16 protein-coding genes are annotated in these 18,539 nt (G+C 74.3%); 15 read left to right on the top strand and 1 reads right to left on the bottom strand.

What is annotated here, in order from left to right; genetic code table 11:
- Positions 1-12: 12 nt before the first annotated feature.
- The 10 genes from CCO04_RS10230 to CCO04_RS10185 are packed head-to-tail and all read left to right on the top strand — an operon-like array spanning position 13 to position 11,679.
- Positions 13-993, top strand: coding sequence for an LLM class flavin-dependent oxidoreductase (locus CCO04_RS10230; protein WP_215814041.1), 981 nt, complete (start codon positions 13-15; stop codon positions 991-993).
- Positions 990-2,201, top strand: a complete 1,212-nt coding sequence (locus CCO04_RS10225) for an amidase (RefSeq protein WP_215814040.1) — start codon at positions 990-992, stop codon at positions 2,199-2,201. Before CCO04_RS10230 ends, CCO04_RS10225 begins: the two co-directional genes overlap by 4 nt.
- Positions 2,198-3,412: a DUF1116 domain-containing protein gene (locus CCO04_RS10220; RefSeq protein WP_215814039.1), complete on the top strand. Its 1,215-nt coding sequence runs from the start codon at positions 2,198-2,200 to the stop codon at positions 3,410-3,412. The genes CCO04_RS10225 and CCO04_RS10220 overlap by 4 nt, the downstream gene beginning before the upstream one ends.
- A complete protein-coding gene (locus tag CCO04_RS10215) occupies positions 3,409-4,284 on the top strand; it encodes a xanthine dehydrogenase family protein subunit M (RefSeq protein ID WP_215814038.1) in 876 nt (291 codons plus the stop codon). The genes CCO04_RS10220 and CCO04_RS10215 overlap by 4 nt, the downstream gene beginning before the upstream one ends.
- Positions 4,281-4,748 carry a (2Fe-2S)-binding protein gene (locus CCO04_RS10210; RefSeq protein ID WP_151580257.1) on the top strand — a complete coding sequence of 156 codons (468 nt, stop codon included), beginning with the start codon at positions 4,281-4,283 and terminating at the stop codon, positions 4,746-4,748. The genes CCO04_RS10215 and CCO04_RS10210 overlap by 4 nt, the downstream gene beginning before the upstream one ends.
- Complete coding sequence (locus tag CCO04_RS10205) at positions 4,745-6,949, top strand: xanthine dehydrogenase family protein molybdopterin-binding subunit (protein WP_215814037.1); 2,205 nt, start codon at positions 4,745-4,747, stop codon at positions 6,947-6,949. Before CCO04_RS10210 ends, CCO04_RS10205 begins: the two co-directional genes overlap by 4 nt.
- Positions 6,950-6,976: 27 nt before the next feature.
- A complete protein-coding gene (locus CCO04_RS10200) occupies positions 6,977-7,432 on the top strand; it encodes a nuclear transport factor 2 family protein (protein ID WP_215814036.1) in 456 nt (151 codons plus the stop codon).
- An 11-nt stretch (positions 7,433-7,443) separates the two neighbouring features.
- Positions 7,444-8,490: a low specificity L-threonine aldolase gene (locus tag CCO04_RS10195; RefSeq protein WP_215814035.1), complete on the top strand. Its 1,047-nt coding sequence runs from the start codon at positions 7,444-7,446 to the stop codon at positions 8,488-8,490.
- The gene (locus tag CCO04_RS10190; protein WP_215814034.1) at positions 8,487-10,079 is read left to right on the top strand and encodes an amidohydrolase family protein; all 1,593 of its coding nucleotides are present in this window, start codon (positions 8,487-8,489) and stop codon (positions 10,077-10,079) included. The genes CCO04_RS10195 and CCO04_RS10190 overlap by 4 nt, the downstream gene beginning before the upstream one ends.
- Before the next feature lie 34 nt (positions 10,080-10,113).
- The gene (locus CCO04_RS10185; RefSeq protein WP_215814033.1) at positions 10,114-11,679 is read left to right on the top strand and encodes a fatty acyl-CoA synthetase; all 1,566 of its coding nucleotides are present in this window, start codon (positions 10,114-10,116) and stop codon (positions 11,677-11,679) included.
- 123 nt (positions 11,680-11,802) lie between these two features.
- Here the strand turns inward: CCO04_RS10185 and CCO04_RS10180 are convergent, their stop codons facing one another.
- Entirely contained in the window at positions 11,803-12,684 is an 882-nt protein-coding gene (locus CCO04_RS10180) for a MurR/RpiR family transcriptional regulator (protein WP_161605361.1), read from the bottom strand.
- A gap of 146 nt (positions 12,685-12,830) precedes the next feature.
- Between CCO04_RS10180 and CCO04_RS10175 the strand changes: the two genes are divergently transcribed.
- The 5 genes from CCO04_RS10175 (at position 12,831) to CCO04_RS10155 (ending at position 18,534) form a co-directional block, all read left to right on the top strand.
- Entirely contained in the window at positions 12,831-14,549 is a 1,719-nt protein-coding gene (locus tag CCO04_RS10175; RefSeq protein ID WP_215814032.1) for an iron ABC transporter permease, read from the top strand.
- A complete protein-coding gene (locus CCO04_RS10170) occupies positions 14,546-15,706 on the top strand; it encodes an ABC transporter ATP-binding protein (RefSeq protein ID WP_215814031.1) in 1,161 nt (386 codons plus the stop codon). The genes CCO04_RS10175 and CCO04_RS10170 overlap by 4 nt, the downstream gene beginning before the upstream one ends.
- Positions 15,707-15,744: 38 nt before the next feature.
- Complete coding sequence (locus CCO04_RS10165; protein WP_215814030.1) at positions 15,745-16,599, top strand: IclR family transcriptional regulator; 855 nt, start codon at positions 15,745-15,747, stop codon at positions 16,597-16,599.
- A gap of 194 nt (positions 16,600-16,793) precedes the next feature.
- Positions 16,794-17,897, top strand: coding sequence for an ABC transporter substrate-binding protein (locus CCO04_RS10160; RefSeq protein WP_215814029.1), 1,104 nt, complete (start codon positions 16,794-16,796; stop codon positions 17,895-17,897).
- 10 nt (positions 17,898-17,907) lie between these two features.
- Positions 17,908-18,534 (top strand): SRPBCC family protein, encoded by a 627-nt coding sequence (locus CCO04_RS10155; protein ID WP_215814028.1) that lies wholly within the window; start codon positions 17,908-17,910, stop codon positions 18,532-18,534.
- Positions 18,535-18,539 lie beyond the last annotated feature (5 nt).

Raw genomic sequence — 18,539 nt, 5'->3', positions numbered from 1 at the left:
GAGGCCCGCGCCATGAAGATCTCCATCCGGCTCAGCAGCGACCTGAGCCCCGAGCGGGTGCTCGAGGGCGCCGACGGCGCGGCCGCGGCGGGCCTGTCCGGCGTCTGGCTCGCGGACAACCCGCTCGAGCGGTCTGCCCCGATCAGCGCGGCGGTCATCGCGGCTCGCCACCCCCAGCTCGACATCGGGCTCGGGATCGTCTCCGCGCGCGACCGACACCCGGTCGTGCTGACCCAGGAGATGGTCGCGCTCCAGAGCTACACCCGGGGCCGGGTCGCGGTCGGGCTCGGCCTGCAGAGCGACGAGCACCGCAAGCTGCTGGGCCTGCCCGCCCGCAGCGGGCTCGAGCTGCTGCGCACCACGGCCGGGCTGATCACCGAGCTGTCCGCGGGCCGCGAGGTCCCCGCGCTCGGCGAGGGCGAGGGGACGATCCGGCTCAAGGTCACCGCGGACGCTCCGCTGCCGGTGTTCGTGGGCGCGATGGGGCCCAAGACGCTGGCGCTGGCCGGGGAGGTGGCGCACGGCGCCGTCCTCTCCCTCGGTACGACGGCCGCCGCCGCCCGCGACGCCCTCGGCACGGCGCGCGCGCACTTCACGCCGTCCGAGGTCGCCGACCACTTCGACGGGGTCTGCTACGTCGGCTTCGGCGGCGTGGGCGAGGGCTCCTACGCGCGGCTGGAGACGTTCGCCGCGGGCTACCTGCGGATCATCGTGGCGCACCCCTTCCTCAGCATGCTCCTCGACGGCACCGGGCTCGACCTGGCGCAGGCGGCCGAGGTCGTCGCGGCGTACGACGCCGGGACCCCGGTCCCGCGCGAGGTCGTCACCGTGATGGGCATCGGCGGCTCGCTGGAGGAGTGCCTGGACCAGCTCCAGGCGTACGCCGACGCCGGGGTCGACGACGTCGCGCTCGGCATCGGTCTGTGGAACGACACCCTGCCCGCGACCCTCGCCGACGTCGCGACCCTCGCCCGGGCCTGGTCGCAGCGATGACCCCGCTCGACGTCGCGACCGCGCTCGACCGGATCGCCGCGACCGACGCCGAGCTCGGCGCCTGGGTCGGCCCCGTCACGGACCCGGGCCCGAGCGCCGCCGGTCCGCTGGGCGGCTGGCCGCTGGGCGTGAAGGACCTGATCGACGTCCGGGGGCTGCCCACCGCCGCCGGCGCGTACGACGGCAGCGCGCCGCCGCCCGCGAGCGCCGACGCCGAGGTGGTCCGCCGGCTGCGCGCGGCGGGCGCCGCGGTGCTCGGCAAGACCGAGGCCGTGGAGTACGGCTGGTTCGGCACCGTCCGGACCCGCCACCCGCGCCGCGCCGACCGCAGCCCGGGCGGCTCGTCGAGCGGCTCGGCCGCCGCGGTCGCGGCGGGGCAGGTGCGGGCCGCGCTGGGCACCCAGACCGCGGGGTCGGTGATCCGGCCGGCCGCCTACTGCGGTGTCCCGGCGGTGAAGTGGTCGCACGGCGCGGTGCCGATGACCGGCGTGATGCCGGCCAGCCCCAGCCTCGACTCCCTCGGCGCCTACGCGGCGACCGTGGCCGACCTGGTCGCGCTGAGTGCGGTCGCGCTCGACGAGGAGCCGGTCGCCCCCGACCCGATCACCGCGGCCGGAGCCCCGGTGCTCGCGGTCGTCGAGGACGCGGCCTTCGCCGACATCGACCTGCGCGTGCGCGACCGGTTCGCCCGGGCGGTCGACGCCCTGGTCGCCCGCGGTGCCACGGTGCGGACCCTCGGTCTTGGCGGCGAGCTGCCGTGGGCCGAGTACGCCCGGGCCCACCGCACGATCATGGTCCGCGAGATCGCCACCGTGCACGCGCCGCGGCACCGCGCCGAGCCCGGCCACTTCTCGCCCTCGCTCGGTGCGGCGGTCGCGGAGGGCCTGGCGATCAGCGACGCCGACTACCGCGCCGCGCTGCGGACCCGGTCCGCCTCCCGCGCCGCCTTCGAGGCCTGCCTGGTCGGCGTGGACGCCTGCCTCACCCCTGCCGCGACGAGCCTCGCCCCGCCCGCGGGGGAGCCGGGGAGCCCGGCCTGCAACGTGCCCTTCACCCTGGCCGGACTGCCCGCGGTCGCCGTGCCGACGGCCGAGGTGGATGACGAGCTGCCGGTCGCCGTCCAGCTCGTCGGTGCGCACGGGACCGACCTGCGGCTGCTCGCCACCGCCGCCTGGTGCGCGCGCGAGACCGTGGCGGTGGGCGCGTGAACGCCCTCGCCGCGGTGGCGGCCGAGCCGGTCCACCTGGTCGGCTTCGGCCGGGCCGGCGACCTGTGGCCGGCGCTGGCCGACCCGGACGTCGTCCTCCACGCCGGACCACCGCTGGCCGGCCGGGCGCCCACGCCCGCGATGCTCGGCGCACTCGTCGGCTGCCTGCTCTTCGACGGCCGTGCGCGCGACGCTGACCAGGCTCGCGCCCTGATCGAGGACGGCACCATCACGCTCCGCTCGTGCCACGAGGTCGGCGGGGTCGGGCCGATGAGCGGCGCGGTGAGCGCCGGCGTACCGATCGTCGTCGCCGAGCGCAGCGACGGCCGGCGGGCCTACGCTCCGGTCAACGAGGGCCTCGGCCCGGCGCTGCGGTTCGGCAACTTCGACGCCGGGACGCTGCGCCGGCTGCGCCACCTCGCCGAGGTCGTCGCCCCCGCGCTCGACCGGGCGGTCCGGGCGGCCGCGCCGATCGACCTCGTCGCCTGGCAGGCCGCCGCGCTGCGCCGCGGCGACGAGGGGCACAACCGCAACGTCGCGGCGACGTCCATGCTCGCCACCCGGCTGGCGCCGGCCGTGGTCGCCACCAACGAGACGGCCGTCGCGGTCGCGGCGCTGCGCGAGCTCGACGAGAACGCGCACTTCTTCCTGCCGCTGTCGATGGCCGCGGCCAAGGCGGCCGCCGACGCCCTCCACGACGTCGCGCCGCCCGGGATCGTCACCGCGATCGCGTCCAACGGGCACGGCACGGGCATCCGGGTCTCCGGGCTGCCGGGCTGGTTCGAGGGCACCGGGACGCTGGAGGCCGCCCAAGGCGTCGAGGGCCACGAGCCCACCGACTTCGCGCCCGCGATGGGGGACTCCCCGGTCACCGAGGTGGTCGGGCTCGGCGCGTCGGCGATGTCGGCGGCGCCCAACCTGGCCCGCACCCTCGGCTGGACGACGCAGCGCTCGCGTGAGCACGTGCTGGGCCTGCGCCGGATCAGCGACGCCGGGCACGAGCTCTTCCGGATCCCCGACCTCGACTTCGCGGCCAGCCCGTTCGCGATCTCCGTCGCGCGCGTCGTCGAGACCGGCCACGCGCCGTGCTTCACGACCGGCTTCTCGCACCGCGACCTCGGCATCGGCCGGGCCGGCTTCGGCCTGGTCCGGCTGCCGCTCCCGGCCTTCGCCGACGCGTTCGCCGCGCTGAGCCCGGACGGTGCCCGGTGAGCGCGCCCTTCCCCGTCTACCTCCCCGAGACGTACGACGACGCGGCCGAGGTCCTCGCCGAGCACGACGGCGAGGCCCGCATCCTCGCGGGCGGGCAGTCGATGGCGGTGCTGTTGCGCCTCGGGATGGCCCAGCCGGCCGGACTGGTCAGCCTGCGCCGCTGCCCCGAGGCCGGTACGGCGTCGCCGACCCCGGCCGGCGACGCGCTGCGGATCGGCGCCCGCTACACGGTCGCCGACGCGCACGCCGATCTCTCCGATGACTTCGCGGCGCTCCGCTCGGCAGCCGGCCAGGTTGCCTCACCGCACGTGCGCAACCTCGGCTCGGTCGTCGGCAACGTCTGCCACGCCGACCCGGCCAACGACCTCGCCGCCCCGCTGCTGTGCCACGAGACGACCGCGACCGCGCAGTCGGTCCGCGGCACCCGGACCGTCTCCCTCGGCGACCTCCTCGTCGCCCCCTACGCCCCCGCCCTCGACCCCGACGAGTACGTCGTCGACCTCGTCGTCGCGCCGCGCACCGGCTGGCACGGCGCCTACCGCAAGCAGGTCTGGCGCTCCGCCGACCATCCCGTCGCCGGGGTGGCCGCCGTGCTCGACGTGCGCGACGGCGTGGTCGCGGACGCCCGGGTGGCGCTCAGCGCGACGGTCGCCGTCGCGTGCCTGCTCGACGACGTCGCCGCCGCGCTGCGCGGCGTGGCCGCCGACGCGGCCCCCGCCGTCGCGCGCGAGGCCGCGGCCGACGCGCTCGCCGGACTGGCCCTGCTGGGCGACCACGACGTGCCCGCGTCGTACCGGCGCAAGGTCGCGGCGGTCCTGGTCGGCGACGCGGTCGCCGACGCGCTCACCACCGGAGGAGGGAGCCACCGATGACCTGGGAGCTCAACGTCAACGGGGTGCCGCGCACCATCGAGGCGCCGCCGAGCGCGCTGCTGGTCGACGTGCTGCGCGACGAGCTCGGCCTGGTCGGCACCAAGGTCGGCTGCGGCATCGGCTACTGCGGCGCGTGCACCGTGCACCTCGACGGCAAGCCCGTGCACGCCTGCTGCGTGATCGCCGGGGACTGCGAGGACGCTGCCGTCGAGACCATCGAGCAGGTCAGCACGACACCCTGCGGCCGTACGGTCGTCGACGCGTTCGCCGAGAACGGCGCCATCCAGTGCGGGTTCTGCACGCCGGGCTTCGTGATGAGCACGACCGGGCTGCTCGCCGAGACCCCGGCGCCCGACGAGGCCGAGGTGCGCGACTACCTGGTCGGCAACATCTGCCGCTGCACCGGATTCACCAAGATCGTCGCCGCCGTGTGCGACGCCGCCGGACGGGAGCAGGCCCGATGACCGCCCTGACCGGCGCGCGCTTCGCCCGGGTCGACGGGCGGGCCAAGGCCTCCGGCGCGGCCGTCTACACCTCCGACACCCGGCTCGACGGGATGCTCGAGGCGGCCGTCGTCCGCTCGCCCGTGCCGCGCGCCCGGGTCCGCGGCATCGACTTCACCGCGGCGCTCGCGCTCGACGGCGTGGTCGCGGTGCTCGGCCCCGACGAGGTCGCGGACCTGCACCCGGTGCCGGTCTTCCCGGGGATGCCCGCCAACCAGCGGGTGCTCACCGCCGCCCCCATGTACGTCGGCGACGCGGTCGCCGCCGTGGTCGCCCGCGACGCCGCGACCGCCCGCGAGGCCGCCGCCCTCGTCGAGCTCGACCTCGAGGAGCTGCCGCCGCTGCTCGACCCCGCCCTCGCGCTGGGCTCGGCCGACGAGCTCTTCGCGGGCGTCCCGGGCAACGAGGCGGGCCCGCCGGTCGAGCTCGACCGTGGCGACGTGGACACCGCGATGGCCGGTGCGGCGCGGGTGTTCGTCGACGAGTACCGCCTCCAGCGCCAGTGCGCCCAGACCATCGAGCCGATGAGCTGCATCTGCGACTGGAGCGACCCGGACCGGCTGGAGGTGATCACCCACCTCGACAACGTCTTCCACTTCCGCGAGCAGCTCGCGGAGATGCTCGGCGTCGCGGAGCACGTCGTACGGATCACCGCGCCGCAGACGCTCGGCGCGACCTTCGGGCTCAAGAACGGCATCCTCACCTCGATGGAGCCGCTCTGCGCGGTGCTCTCGCGCAAGACCGGCGCGCCGGTCCGCCTGGTGCTCACCGCCGAGGAGAGCATCAGCACGACGGTGACCCGGCACTCCGGCACGATCCGGCTCACCACCGGCGTCGACGCCGAGGGCACGATGCTCGCCCGCGAGGCCGAGGTGCTGCTCGACGCGGGCGCCTACGGCTGGGGCTCGCTCGTCACGTTCAGCATGCTCGGCAAGTGGGCGACGCTCTACCGCACCGAGCACCTGCGCTTCCGCGGGCGCGGCGCCTACACCAACCACGTGCCGGCCGGCGCCTACCGCGGCGTCGGGACGGCGCAGCTGCACTTCGCGATGGAGTCCCAGATCGACGACATCGCCCGCGCGCTGGGGGAGGACCCGCTCGGCTACCGCCTGCGCCACGTGCTCCGGGTCGGCGACCCGCTGCTCAAGGGGACGCCGGTCCGGGCGCTCGGCATCGAGGAGTGCGCCGAGCGCGGGGCCGCCGCCATCGGCTGGCACGACCGGCCCGCACCCGAGCCGGACGCCCGGTTCCGGCGCGGCTACGGCGCCGCCTTCGGGCTGCACCACTCGGGCCTCAACGGCACGTTCCCCCAGATCCCCGAGCGCTCCAGCGCCCGCGCCCGGCTCCAGGAGGACGGCCGGGTCGTCGTCGACACCGCCGCGATCGACAAGGGGCAGGGCACGATCTCGACCTTCGCCGCGATCGCGGCCGACGTCTTCGGCGTCGCGATCGAGGACGTCGCGTTCTCCGCGATCGACTCGGACACCTCGCCGGTCGACTACATGGGCGCCGAGGCCAGCCGGACGACGTACGTCGCCGGGCGCGCGGTCGAGATGGCGCTCCAGGCCCTGCACACCAAGGTGGTGGCCGCAGCCGGTGGTACCGCCCCGGTCGGCCGGGCCGGACTGGCCGCGCTCGTCGCCGAGGTGGGCGTGCGGGACCTGGTCGCCGAGGCCGACTTCGTGCCCACCGACCAGGACCCGCTGCCGGTCATCGGCGCCGACTTCTGCGAGGTCGAGGTCGACACCTGGACCGGCCAGGTGCGGGTGCTCCGCTTCGTCGCCGCCCAGGACGTCGGCAAGGTGATCAACGCGCTCGGCTGCGAGGGCCAGATCGAGGGCGGCGCGCACCACGGCATCGGCTACGCGTTGACCGAGGAGCTGATCGTCGAGGACGGCCAGCCGGTCAACGGTGACTTCGCCGGCTACCGCGTGCTCATGGCGCCGGAGATGCCCGAGATCGTGCCGATCCTGGTCGAGCACCCCGATCCCGAGGGCGGTCCCTCCGGCTCCAAGGGCATCGGCACCGGCGTCATCCCGGCCATCGCGCCGGCGGTCTGCAACGCCATCCGCGACGCCACCGGCGTCCGGCCCACCCAGCTTCCGGTGACCCCGGTCCGGCTGCTCGCCCTCATCGAGGCCGCGGCCGGCCACCCCGCCTGACCCGACACCAACGACAAGGAGACCACCATGCCCATGACCGACCTCGAGCGCGACCGCGAAGCCGTCCTCGCCGTCCACCACCGCTACAACAAGGAGGCGCAGGCGACCGCGGACATCGAGCTGCTCGCCGAGCTCTGGGACGACGACCCGAGCAACGCCTTCTACAACTACTCCGGGCACAACTACCGAGGTCTCGCGCAGTGGAGCAAGCTGTGGGAGTACTTCGGCGAGCGCATCGAGTACTTCGTCCCGTGGACCTCGTTCGACACCCAGGTCAACGTCCAGGGCGACGTCGCGTGGGTGACCAGCCAGCGCTTCCACGGGCTCAAGTGGATCGGCGACGAGGACCTCAACCCGCTCGGCGAGCCGACGGTGCGGCTGACCCGCTCGACCGAGGTGATGGTCCGCAAGGGCGACACCTGGAAGGTCGTCCACGCGCACTTCTCGCTCGGCTCGACGGACGCGCGCCCCGGCGCGATCTGAGCGGACGGCACGTGCTCGACCTCCGGTCCGACACCGGCACCCGCCCGAGCCCGGCCATGCGCCGGGCGATGGCGGAGGCCGAGGTCGGGGACGACGTCTACGGCGACGACCCGACCGTCAACGACCTGCAGCGGGCGTGCGCCGCGCTGCTCGGCAAGGAGGCGGCTCTCTTCGTGCCCTCGGGCTCGATGGGCAATCTCGTCGCGATCGCGGCCCAGTCCGGCGGTCGCCGCGACGGCGTCGCGGTGGAGCTGCTCTGCGACACCGATGCGCACGTGCTCAACCACGAGGGCGGCGGGCTCGGGCTGCTGCCGCTCACCCCGTGCGCCCTGCCGGCGCCGGGCGGCGTGGTGCCGGCCGACGTCCTGGCCGCGCGGATCCGGGCCGGCGACGACCACGCGCCCCGCACCGCGCTGCTCAGCGTCGAGATCACCCACACCAGCCTCGGCGGCACGGTCCCCGACCGCGCCGCGTACGCCGCGACCGCGGAGGCCGCCCGCGAGCGGGGCGTGGCGGTCCACGTCGACGGGGCGCGGCTCTTCAACGCTGTCGTCGCGAGCGGTGTCTCCGCGGCGCAGTGGGCGGGTCCTGCCGACACCGTCTCGATCTGCTTCTCCAAGGGGCTCGGCGCCCCGGCGGGGGCGATGGTCGCCGGCAGTGCCGAGGTCGTCGAGCGCGCCCGGCTGTGGCGCAAGCGGCTCGGCGGCGCGATGCGGCAGACCGGCGTCCTGGCCGCGGCCGCGGCGGTCGCGCTGGACGAGGGCCCGGCCCACCTCGCCGAGGACCACGTCCGCGCCGCCTGGCTCGCCACCACGCTGGCCGAGCGGTTCCCCGGGTCGGTCGACCCGGCGGACGTGCACACCAACATCGTGCACGTCGCGTGCGGCCCGCTCGGCGTACCGGCGCCGGTGCTGGTGCCCGCGCTCACCGCGCGCGGCCTGCTCACCAAGGCGTACGACGACCGGACCCTCCGGCTCGTCACCCACCGCGACCTCGCCCCGGGCGACCCGGCCGCCGCGGTCGACCTGCTCACCCGAGTGATCGGCGAACTGACATGACCAGCACCCGCACCCTGATCCGGCACGCCCTCCTCGTCGACGGCACCGGCACCCCGCCGCGCCCCGCCGACGTCCTGCTCGACGGCGCCACCATCGCCGCCGTGACCGCCCCGGGCGCCGTGACCACGCCGGTCGCGACCGAGGTCGACGCGACCGGGCTGGTGCTGACGCCCGGCTTCATCGACGTCCACTCGCACGCCGACAACGCGCCCTTCCTGGCCGACGACGACATCTCCAAGGTCGCCCAGGGCGTGACCACCGAGGTGGTCGGCAACTGCGGCTTCTCGCTCGCGCCCTGCCTGCCCGCCCATGCCGAGGACCTCGCGTCGATGTCGGCGCGGGTGTTCCCGCCGATCCCGTGGGCCTGGCGGACGTTCGCCGACTACCTCGCCGCCACCGACGCCGCCGGCTATGTCACCAACACCGCGCCGCTCGTCGGCCACAACGCCCTGCGGCTCGCGGTCCTGGGCTTCGCCGGGCGTCCGGCCACCGACGCCGAGGTCGCCGCGATGGGCGACCTGCTCGACGAGGCGTTGGCCGCCGGCGCCTTCGGGCTGTCGTCGGGCCTGGCCTACCCGCCGGGGATCTTCTCCGGCTCCGACGAGCTCGCCGCCCTCGCCCGGCACCTGCCCGCGGACCGGCCTTACGTCAGCCACGTCCGCAGCGAGGGCGCCCTGCTGACCGACGCGCTCGACGAGGCGCTCGCGGTCGGCCGGGGCTCCGGCCGGGCCGTGCACGTCTCGCACCTCAAGGTCGCCGGACGCCGCCAGTGGGGCTCGATGCCCCGGGTGCTCGACCTGCTCGACCGGGCGCGGGCCGAGGGGCTCGACGTACGCCAGGACGTCTATCCCTACACGGCCTCCTCGACCATGCTCACCGCCACGCTGCCGCCCTGGATGCACGAGGGCGGTCGCGACGCCGCCCTCGCCCGGCTGTGCGATCCCGCGGCACTGGAGCGGCTGCGCACCGACATCGCGAACGACGACCGCTCCTGGGAGAACCCCGTGCTCGGTGCCGGCTGGGAGGGCGTCGTCATCGCCGCCGCGCCGCGCCTGCCCGAGGTCGAGGGGTGCTCGCTCTCCGCCATCGCCGAGGCCCGCGGACTCGACCCCTTCGCGGCGCTCGTCGCGGTGCTGCGGGAGGTCGAGCTGGAGGCGAGCATGGTCGTGCACTCGATGCACGAGGACGACCTCGACGCCGTCCTGCGCCACCCGGCCACGATGATCGGTTCCGACGGGCTGCCGCCCGGGGGCGGCGGGAAGCCGCATCCCCGCATGTACGGCACCTTCCCGCGCGTCCTCGCCCGCTACGCCCGCGACCGCGGGGTGCTCGACCTCAGCGCCGCCGTGCGCCGGATGACCTCGCTGCCCGCCGCCGCCTTCGGCCTGCACGACCGCGGCGTCGTCGCCCCCGGGTACGCCGCCGACCTGGTCGCGCTGCGCCTGGACGACCTCGCCGACCGGGCGACGTACGACCACCCGACCCGGCAGCCCGACGGCATCGCCTGGGTGCGGGTCAACGGTGACCTGCGGGTCGCCGAGGGCCGCTACCTCCCCGGCCGCTCCGGCCGCCGGCTCACCCCGCGCTGACCTTCCGCACGAACCCACCGAGGAGAAGAGAACCGTGCCCGACCACCTGACCGCCGCCGCCCGCCGCAACGCGATCGGCGACATCCTGCCGCGCACCGCCGCCCGGGTCCCGGACAAGACCGCGCTGGTCTACGGCGCGACCGAGCGCACCTTCGCCGAGCTCGACGACGTCGTCGCCCGGACCGCCTCGGCCCTCGCCGCCGACGGCGTCGCCCGCGGCGACCGGTTCGGCATCGTCGCGCGCAACAGCGACGAGTTCGCGATCCTCTACCTCGCGCTGGCCCGGATGGGCGCGGTCTCCGTGCCGGTGAACTTCATGCTCAACGCCGACGAGATCGCCTACATCCTCGACGACGCCGGCTGCACCGGCGTCGCGGTGGCCACCGAGTTCGTCGGCACCGTCGCCGACGCGCTGGCCCGGCTCGCTGCTCCGGTCGCGCGCCGCGTCCAGATCACCGTGGACGGCGGCCCGCTTGCCGAGGGCTGGACCGAGCTCACCACCCTCCTGGCGTACGACGGCCCGGTGCTCCCGGCCGCCGACGTCGCCCCCGACGAGCTCATCCAGCTGCTCTACACGAGCGGCACGGAGTCCCACCCCAAGGGCGTGATGCTCACGTCCGCGGCGCTGATGGCGCAGTACACGAGCGTCATCGTGGGCGGCCGGATGAGTGCCGACGACGTCGAGCTCCACACGCTGCCGCTCTACCACACGGCGCAGCTGCACTGCTTCCTCACGCCGGCGCTCCTGCTCGGCTCGACGAGCATCGTGCACAGCCGTCCGGTGCCGGCCCGGATCGTCGCCGACGCGGCCCGCTACGGCGTCACGAAGTTCTTCGCGCCGCCCACGATCTGGATCGCGCTGCTGGCCGAGCTCGACGCCACCCCCGGCGCCGACCTGTCGACCCTGCGCAAGGGCTACTACGGCGCCGCGGCGATGCCGGTGGAGGTGCTCCACCAGCTCGCCGAGCGGCTGCCCGACCTGGAGCTGTGGAACTTCTACGGCCAGACCGAGATGAGTCCCATCGCGACGATCCTCGAGCCGGCGTACGCGGCCACCAAGCTCGGCAGCGCCGGACGCCCCGCGCTCAACGTCGAGACCCGCGTCGTCGACGACGCCGACCAGCCGGTGCCGCCCGGCGTCGTCGGCGAGATCGTGCACCGCAGCCCGCAGCTGATGACCGGCTACTGGCGCCGTCCCGACCTCACCGAGGCCGCGTTCGCCGGCGGCTGGTTCCACAGCGGCGACCTCGGGGTGTTCGACGAGGACGGCTTCCTGACCATCGTCGACCGCAAGAAGGACATGGTGAACACCGGCGGCGAGAACGTCGCCAGCCGCGAGGTCGAGGAGTGCCTCTACCTCCACCCCGCCGTCGCCGAGGCCGCCGTGGTCGGCCTGCCGCACCCGCAGTGGGTCGAGCAGGTCGCCGCGGCCGTCGTCCTCAAGCCGGGCGCCGCGGCCGCTCCCGAGGACCTGCGTGCCCACTGCGCCGAGCGGCTCGCGGGGTTCAAGGTGCCCAAGCAGGTCGTGCTCGTCGAGGCGCTGCCCAAGAACGCCAGCGGCAAGATCCTCAAGCGGGACCTGCGGACCTCGCTGCTCTAGGTCCGCGAGGTGCGTGGGTTGCTGGGACGAAGTGCGAGGGCTGCTGCACCGAGAGTCGGATCTCGGACCAGCAACCGCCGTACTTCGGACCAGCAACCCGCGCACTTCGCGGGGGCCGGAAGATCAGCGATCGAGCACGCCGAGCGCGCCGTACATCTCCTCGATGGAGTGCAGGGTGCGCTCGGCGCGGCCGTCGCCGGCCAGCTCCCAGAGCATCGCGAGCAGGGCGTAGGTGACCGACACGGGAGCGGTCAGGGACTGGAAGATCGACGCCCCCACGGTCGGTACGACGACCGTGTGCCGCGCGCGCCGGGCGAACGGCGAGAGCAGCGAGTCGCTCATCACGACGGTCGGGACGCCCCGCTCCTGCAGGGTGTCCATCGCCGAGACGACCTGGCGGCCCAGGCGCCAGAAGCTGATCCCGACGGCGCAGTCGGACTCGTCGAGCCCGGCCAGCGCGACGGCGAGCTCGGGCCCGCCCTGGGGGGCGACGGTCACTGGGAAGCCCATGAGCGAGGCGTTGAAGGCCAGGATCTGGCCGACGGCGGAGTAGCTGCCCGCGCTCACCACGACCGTACGACGAGCGCCCGCGATGAGCTCGGCGGTCGCCCGCAGCTGGTCCTGGTCGACGGTCTCGAGCGCGGTGCTCAGCGAGGTGATGTCGGCCTGGAGCGTGGCCTCGAAGGGGTTCTCGTCGCCGAGCTGGCGCCGGGCGATCTCGGTGGGCAGCTGGTGCGAGCGGTCCTGGCTGCGCAGCTCGGCCTGGAAGGCCGGCCAGCCGGAGAAGCCGAGCGACTGCGCGAAGCGCACCACCGTGGCGACGTTGACCTCGGCCAGCTCGGCGACCTCGCTGGCGGTGCGCGTCTCGGCGGCGTAGACGTTGCCCTCGATGAAGCGGGCGACGGCGAGCTGCTTGGGCGAGAAGTCGCGCCCCCCGAGCAGGGAGGCGAGCCACTGCCGCCGGGCAGCGGAGGATGCCGCGTCGGTGCCGGACTTCTGGGACATCGCCACCTCGTGTTCCGCGTGCGTCACGCGCTCGTGAATTTCTGCAAAGACTATTGCATCCTTCTGCAAAGGTGCAATACGGTCGGCCCACGACGCGTGGTCCGCGTCACACCCTTCCCCATCGCACGAGCACCACGGAGCATCTGGTGAGCATCTCTCTCAGGAGTCGCCTGTCGACTCGATTCCTCGGCACGGACGTGCTGGTGCTGGTCTGCCTGGCGCTGTTCATCCTGCCGCTGGTGATGGCGGTCCTGCTCGCCTTCCAGGAAGGTCCGCCGGGCATGCGCACCGGCTGGAGCCTCCAGGGCGTGCGCGACGGCCTCGGCGGCGGCGAGGCGCTCGGCGTCCTCAAGGCGACCGCGCTGTACTCCCTCGCCGTCACCGTCCTCTCGACGATCGGCGCGGTCTACTTCGCCTGGCTCTTCGCCCGGACCGACGCCTGGTTCCGCGCCCTGCTGCCGCTGGTGATGATCGCGATCATCGTGACGCCGTCGCTGTTCTACGCGATCGCCTTCGACGTCCTCGGCAGCCCGCGCACCGGCCTGATCAACGAGGTGCTGCGCGGCGTGCTCAGCCTCGACCGCGCCGACGGCCCGTTCCACGCGCAGTCGTGGACCGGCATGGTGCTCGTCGCGGCGATCCGCTCGACGGCGTTCTCGTTCGTGCTCATCGCCCCCGCGATGATGCACGTCGCCCGGCCGCTCGAGGAGGCCGCGCGCCTGGCCGGCGCCGGTCGCCTGCGCACGCTGTTCACCGTGCTGGTGCCCGTGGTCGCGCCGAGCATCATCGGCGCCGCGATCCTCGCGGTCATCCAGACCCTGGAGGCCTTCGAGATCCCGCTGATCCTCGGGACGCCGGCCGGCAACCGGGTGCTGTCCACGCAGGTCTTCGCCCTGCTGATCGGCCCGACCGGCGCCAACTACCCGGCCGCCGCCGCGCTCGCGCTGCCCGTGATGGGCGTGATCGCGCTGCTCGTGGTCTGGCAGCGCCGGCTCCTGCGCGGCAAGGAGTTCGTCACCGTCAGCGGCAAGAGCGGCAGCATGGAGCGCACCTCGCTCGGGCGCACCCGCCCGGTCCACTCGGCCGTGATCCTGGTGTTCGTCGCCATCGGCTTCCTGCTGCCCGTCGCGCAGATCGTGCACTCGGCGTTCGGCGACAGGATGGGCGACTGGACGTCGTTCACCTCGCGCCACGTCGAGCGGATGGCCGACGACGACGGCCTGCGTGAGGCGATCGTGAACTCGTGGGTCCTGGCCGGCTTCGGCGGCCTGGCGATCGCGGTCTTCTGCGTCGTCATCAGCTGGGTCGTCTACCGCACCAGCGCGCGCCGCAGCGCGCTCCTCTCGACGACGGTGTGGCTGGCGACCACGCTGCCCGGGATCCTGCTCGGCGTCGCGGTGTTCGTCGTCGCGCTCACCGTGCCCGGCGGGCGCGGCCTGTTCGGGACGGTGTGGCTGATGCTGCTCGGCCTGTTCATCGCGGCGGCACCGGTCGGCGTACGGGCGGCGGACGGGCCGGTCCGGCAGATCTCGCCCGAGCTGTACGAGGCGGCGCGGCTCCACGGCGCCGGCCCGGTCCGGGCCTGGGTGAGCTCGGTGCTGCCGCTGCTCCCGCCGGGGCTGCTGGCCGCCTGGTTCGTCGGCGCGGTCGTCATCTCGTCCAACGTCGCCGTCCCGCTGCTGCTGTCCACTCCGCAGACCACCCTCCTCTCGGTGGAGGCGATGACCCGCTACCGCGAGGGCGACGTCGGCGTCGCCGCGAGCCTGATCCTGGTCAACCTGGTGATCTGGGTGGGCGTCGGCGCGGTGGTCCTGATCCTGTCCAAGCTGGCCGGCCTCCGGCACAACGATTCGAGGGCGTCATGAGCACGTTCATCTCCGTGGCGGGAGCCGCGGTCCGGTACGGTCGGCAGACCGCCGTCCGCAGTCTCGACCTGGACGTGCCCGAGGGCGCGCTGGTCACCCTGCTCGGGCCGTCGGGCTGCGGCAAGACCACCACGCTGCGCACGATCGCCGGCCTGGAGCGGCTCGCCGCCGGCGAGGTGCGCATCGGCGACAAGGTGGTCGACGCGCCCGCGGCGCGAACCTTCGTCGGCCCGGAGCGCCGCAGCATCGGCATGGTCTTCCAGAACTACGCGCTGTGGCCGCAGATGACGGTGCGGCAGAACGTGGCCTACCCGATGAAGATCCAGCGGGTGCGCGGCGCCGAGCGGCGTCGTCGTACCGACGAGCTGCTGGGGATGATGGGCCTCGACGGGTACGCCGACCGCACCCCCGCGCGGCTCTCCGGCGGCCAGCAGCAGCGCGTCGCCATCGCCCGGGCGCTCGCCCGGGACCCCCGCGTGCTGCTGTTCGACGAGCCGCTCTCGAACCTCGACGCCCGGCTGCGCCGCAGCCTGCGCGCCGAGATCCGCAAGGTGCACCAGGACTCCGGCACGACGTCCCTCTTCGTCACCCACGACCACGAGGAGGCGCTCGCCGTCTCCGACTACGTCGGCGTGATGCTCGACGGCGACCTCGTCCAGTTCGGCGACCCGGTCGAGGTCTACAGCCGCCCGACCAACCGCCGGATCGCGGACTTCTTCGGCTTCGACAACCTGATCGACGTCACGCCCGACGCCGCCGCCCAGGTCGTCGTCGCGACCGGGACCGGCGCGGTGCTGCCGGTGCGCAGCGAGCCGGCGCTCTCCGGCGTCCCCAGCGTGGTCGCGCTGCGCCGCGACCAGGTCCGGCTCGCCGACGTCGACGAGGCACCCGGCCGCCGGATCGCCGCCACCGTCGAGACGGTCGCCTACGTCGGCGGCCTCACCGAGTTCGACGCCCGGTACGACGGCCTGCTGCTCCGCGGCAGCGTCGACGACGTCACCCTGCGCCGGCACCGCCGCAGCATCCCCGTGCCCGGCGAGCAGGTCGACCTGGTGCTGCCCGAGGAGGGCGTCGCGCTGTTCCGCGGCGACGGCGAAGCGGCGTCCCCGAACCCGTCGGGTCCGACCGTTCCCCCGGTGGCCGCGGGCGTGCTGTGATGGGTACCGAGCGCACCGCGCAGACAGGAGGCGGGCCCGTGGCGACGAGCAGCAGCAGTACCGGACCGGGCCGTGCCCACGACCTCAGCACCCTGCGTCGCGGCATCGAGATCCTCGAGGTGCTCCAGCAGTGGGCCTGGTGCGAGGACGCGCACGGCTGGGGCAACAACCGGATCGCCGACTACCTCGGCGCCGACAAGTCGCAGGTCTCGCGCACCCTCAAGGTGCTCACCGAGGCCGGCTGGGTCGAGCGCGACCCGGAGCGCAAGACCTACCGGCTCGGCCCGGCGATCTACAGCCTCGGCATGCGGGCGGCCGACCAGCCGCTCATGCGGGTCGGTGCCCAGGTGGTGCGCCGGGCGGTGGCGATGACCGGCTGCCGCGTCTTCCTCGTCGTACGGCGGGGGGACCGGGCGGTGACGGTGTGGTCCGACCAGCCTCCGGAGGTGCAGCCCGTGGTCGCCAGCATCGGGATGATGTACCCGGTCGCCGGCACCGAGACCGGCCGGGCCCTGCTCTACGGCAGCAGCCCCGACGAGATCCGCGAGATCCTCGGCTACAGCGGGCTCGACGAGCCCGCGCTCGACCGGTTCGTCGCGCGGGTGCGCCAGGACCGCGAGGCCGGCCACTCCTACGGCGTCCTCGACGACCGCAGCTGCGGCATCGTCGCGGTCCCCATCTGGACCACCGGCCGCAAGGTCGTCGCCACCCTCGGTGCCGCGAGCCCGGTGCTCGTCGACCCGGCCAACGTCGCCCCGGTCGCCCGGACCCTGCTCGCCGCGGCCGCCGAGATCACCCGCCAGCACACCGCCGCGGCCCGCGCCGAGGTCGGCGTCTCGGCCGTGCCCTACCAGGGCTGGCCGGCCCGTCCCGAGCTCGCCGGGCAGTTCTGAGCGCCCTCGCCCGACCCCTCCGCCACCGATCCCGACGCCCCGTCGGCAGCCGCACACCGGCTGCCGGCGGGGCGTTCTCGTGCCGTCGTCCGAGGCCGTTGCGGATAGTGCAATCCCGGTTGTGACCGGCCCCGGCCGAACCGACGATCATCCGCAAGGAGCGTTCGGGGGCTCAAGCCGATCCGGAGGAAACCATGAAGGTAAAGCTGGCAGGAATCGCGATCGTCAGTGCGATCGCGCTGTTCACGTCCGCCTGCGGGGACGACGCCGTCGCGGGAGCCGAGCGCTCCGACGTCGTGAGCTCGCTCGAGAAGCAGGGCATCGACAACGCCACCGCCACCAAGATGGCCGACCTGTACGAGAAGGCGGTCGACAACGGCGAGGACATCAACTTCTACGGGCTGGCGGCGCTGCCGCTGCAGTCCAGCTTCGACGCGTTCGAGAAGACCTTCCCGGGCCTGAAGGTCGCGGGCACCCAGCTCAACGCGCCCGACACGATCACCAAGGTCTCGTCCGAGGTCTCCAGCGGCCGGGTCGCCGTCGGCGTCACCTCCGGCACCGTCGAGGTCATCGGCGCGCTGCACGCCCAGAAGGCGTTCGACGCGATGACGCCGATCCAGGCCGACCAGCTCGCGGACATCGCCAAGGACCCGGCCGGCTACTACGCCCACGCGCTCACCCCCTGGGGTCCGGTCGTCCCGACCGACGCGCCCGAGTCCGCCGTACCGACGACGTGGAAGCAGGTCGCCGGCGGCGACTTCGAGGGCTCCGCGGCCGCGGTCGACCCGACCATCACCGGCCTGACCGCCGGCATGCTGACCTACCTGCTCGACGCCGGGATCATCGACGAGGCCGACGTCGCCGGGCTCGCGAAGTCCGACTACACCGGGTACGCCGACAGCGGCGCCGCGCTCAACGCCGTCGGCTCCGGCGAGAAGGACCTGATGCTCGCGCACTCCTACTCGGTCTTCGCCGCGCAGAAGGAGGCCGGCGGACTCGACCTGAAGTTCGACTTCCCGCTCCAGGACGCCAACATCACCTCGCCGCTGTTCCTCGCGCTGCCCAAGGGTGCGCCCAACAAGGCGGGCTCGGAGCTGCTCATGAACTACCTCTACAGCGCCCCGGCCCAGCAGCAGGCGGTCCAGGGCGGCTACCTGCCGACCCTCGACGGCGTCGACCCGGGTGAGCTGTTCCCGCCGCTGGCCGACATCCCGAACCCCCTCGCCGGCCCGCACGTCGATGACGTCGCCGCCGTGTACGAGAAGTGGGCGCCGGTCCTCAAGAACGCCTTCAAGTAGGAGTCGCACCATGGAGCTGGAGCACTCGTTCACGGTGCCGCGCGGGGTCGGTGACGTCTGGGACGTCCTCCTCGACATCGAGCGGATCGCCCCCTGCCTGCCGGGGGCGACGGTGACCACGGTCGACGGCGACGACCTCACCGGTGAGGTGAAGGTCAAGCTCGGTCCGGTCTCGCTCAAGTACGCCGGCCAGGCGCGCTTCGTCGAGAAGGACCACGCCGCGCACCGCGCCGTGATCGAGGGCTCCGGCCGGGACGCTCGCGGCAACGGCGCCGCGAGCGCCCGGATCGTCGCCGCCGTGACCGGCGACGACCGGACCGCGCAGGTCTCGGTCCGGACCGACCTCGACATCACCGGCAAGGCGGCGCAGTTCGGCCGCGGCGTGATCGGCGAGGTGAGCGGGCGGCTGATGGACCAGTTCGCCGCGGCGCTCGCGGTCGAGCTCGGTCCGGTGGGTGGAGCAGAGGGGGCCGGTGCCCCGGTCGCCGCCGTGGCCCCGGCCCCGGCGTCCGGCGGTTCGGCCGACCTGCTCCGGCTGGTCGCGCCCTCGCTCGCCCGGCGGGCGGTGCCGGTCCTGGCCGCGATGGCCGCGGTGGTCGGCGTGGTGCTCGTCGTCCGGCGCCGGCGCCGCCGATGATGGCC

The organism is Pimelobacter sp. 30-1 (assembly GCF_018831735.1).
Lineage (GTDB): Bacteria > Actinomycetota > Actinomycetes > Propionibacteriales > Nocardioidaceae > Nocardioides.
Note: the sequence above shows the minus strand (reverse complement) of the source record. Positions and strands in the feature narration are given on the sequence as shown.

Coding starts and splice junctions, on each gene's coding strand:
- CCO04_RS10230 (WP_215814041.1), top strand. CDS start 13: ATGAAGATCTCCATCCGGCTCAGCAGCGACCTGAGCCCCGAGCGGGTG.
- CCO04_RS10225 (WP_215814040.1), top strand. CDS start 990: ATGACCCCGCTCGACGTCGCGACCGCGCTCGACCGGATCGCCGCGACC.
- CCO04_RS10210 (WP_151580257.1), top strand. CDS start 4,281: ATGACCTGGGAGCTCAACGTCAACGGGGTGCCGCGCACCATCGAGGCG.
- CCO04_RS10205 (WP_215814037.1), top strand. CDS start 4,745: ATGACCGCCCTGACCGGCGCGCGCTTCGCCCGGGTCGACGGGCGGGCC.
- CCO04_RS10200 (WP_215814036.1), top strand. CDS start 6,977: ATGCCCATGACCGACCTCGAGCGCGACCGCGAAGCCGTCCTCGCCGTC.
- CCO04_RS10190 (WP_215814034.1), top strand. CDS start 8,487: ATGACCAGCACCCGCACCCTGATCCGGCACGCCCTCCTCGTCGACGGC.
- CCO04_RS10180 (WP_161605361.1), bottom strand. CDS start 12,684: ATGTCCCAGAAGTCCGGCACCGACGCGGCATCCTCCGCTGCCCGGCGG.
- CCO04_RS10170 (WP_215814031.1), top strand. CDS start 14,546: ATGAGCACGTTCATCTCCGTGGCGGGAGCCGCGGTCCGGTACGGTCGG.
- CCO04_RS10160 (WP_215814029.1), top strand. CDS start 16,794: ATGAAGGTAAAGCTGGCAGGAATCGCGATCGTCAGTGCGATCGCGCTG.
- CCO04_RS10155 (WP_215814028.1), top strand. CDS start 17,908: ATGGAGCTGGAGCACTCGTTCACGGTGCCGCGCGGGGTCGGTGACGTC.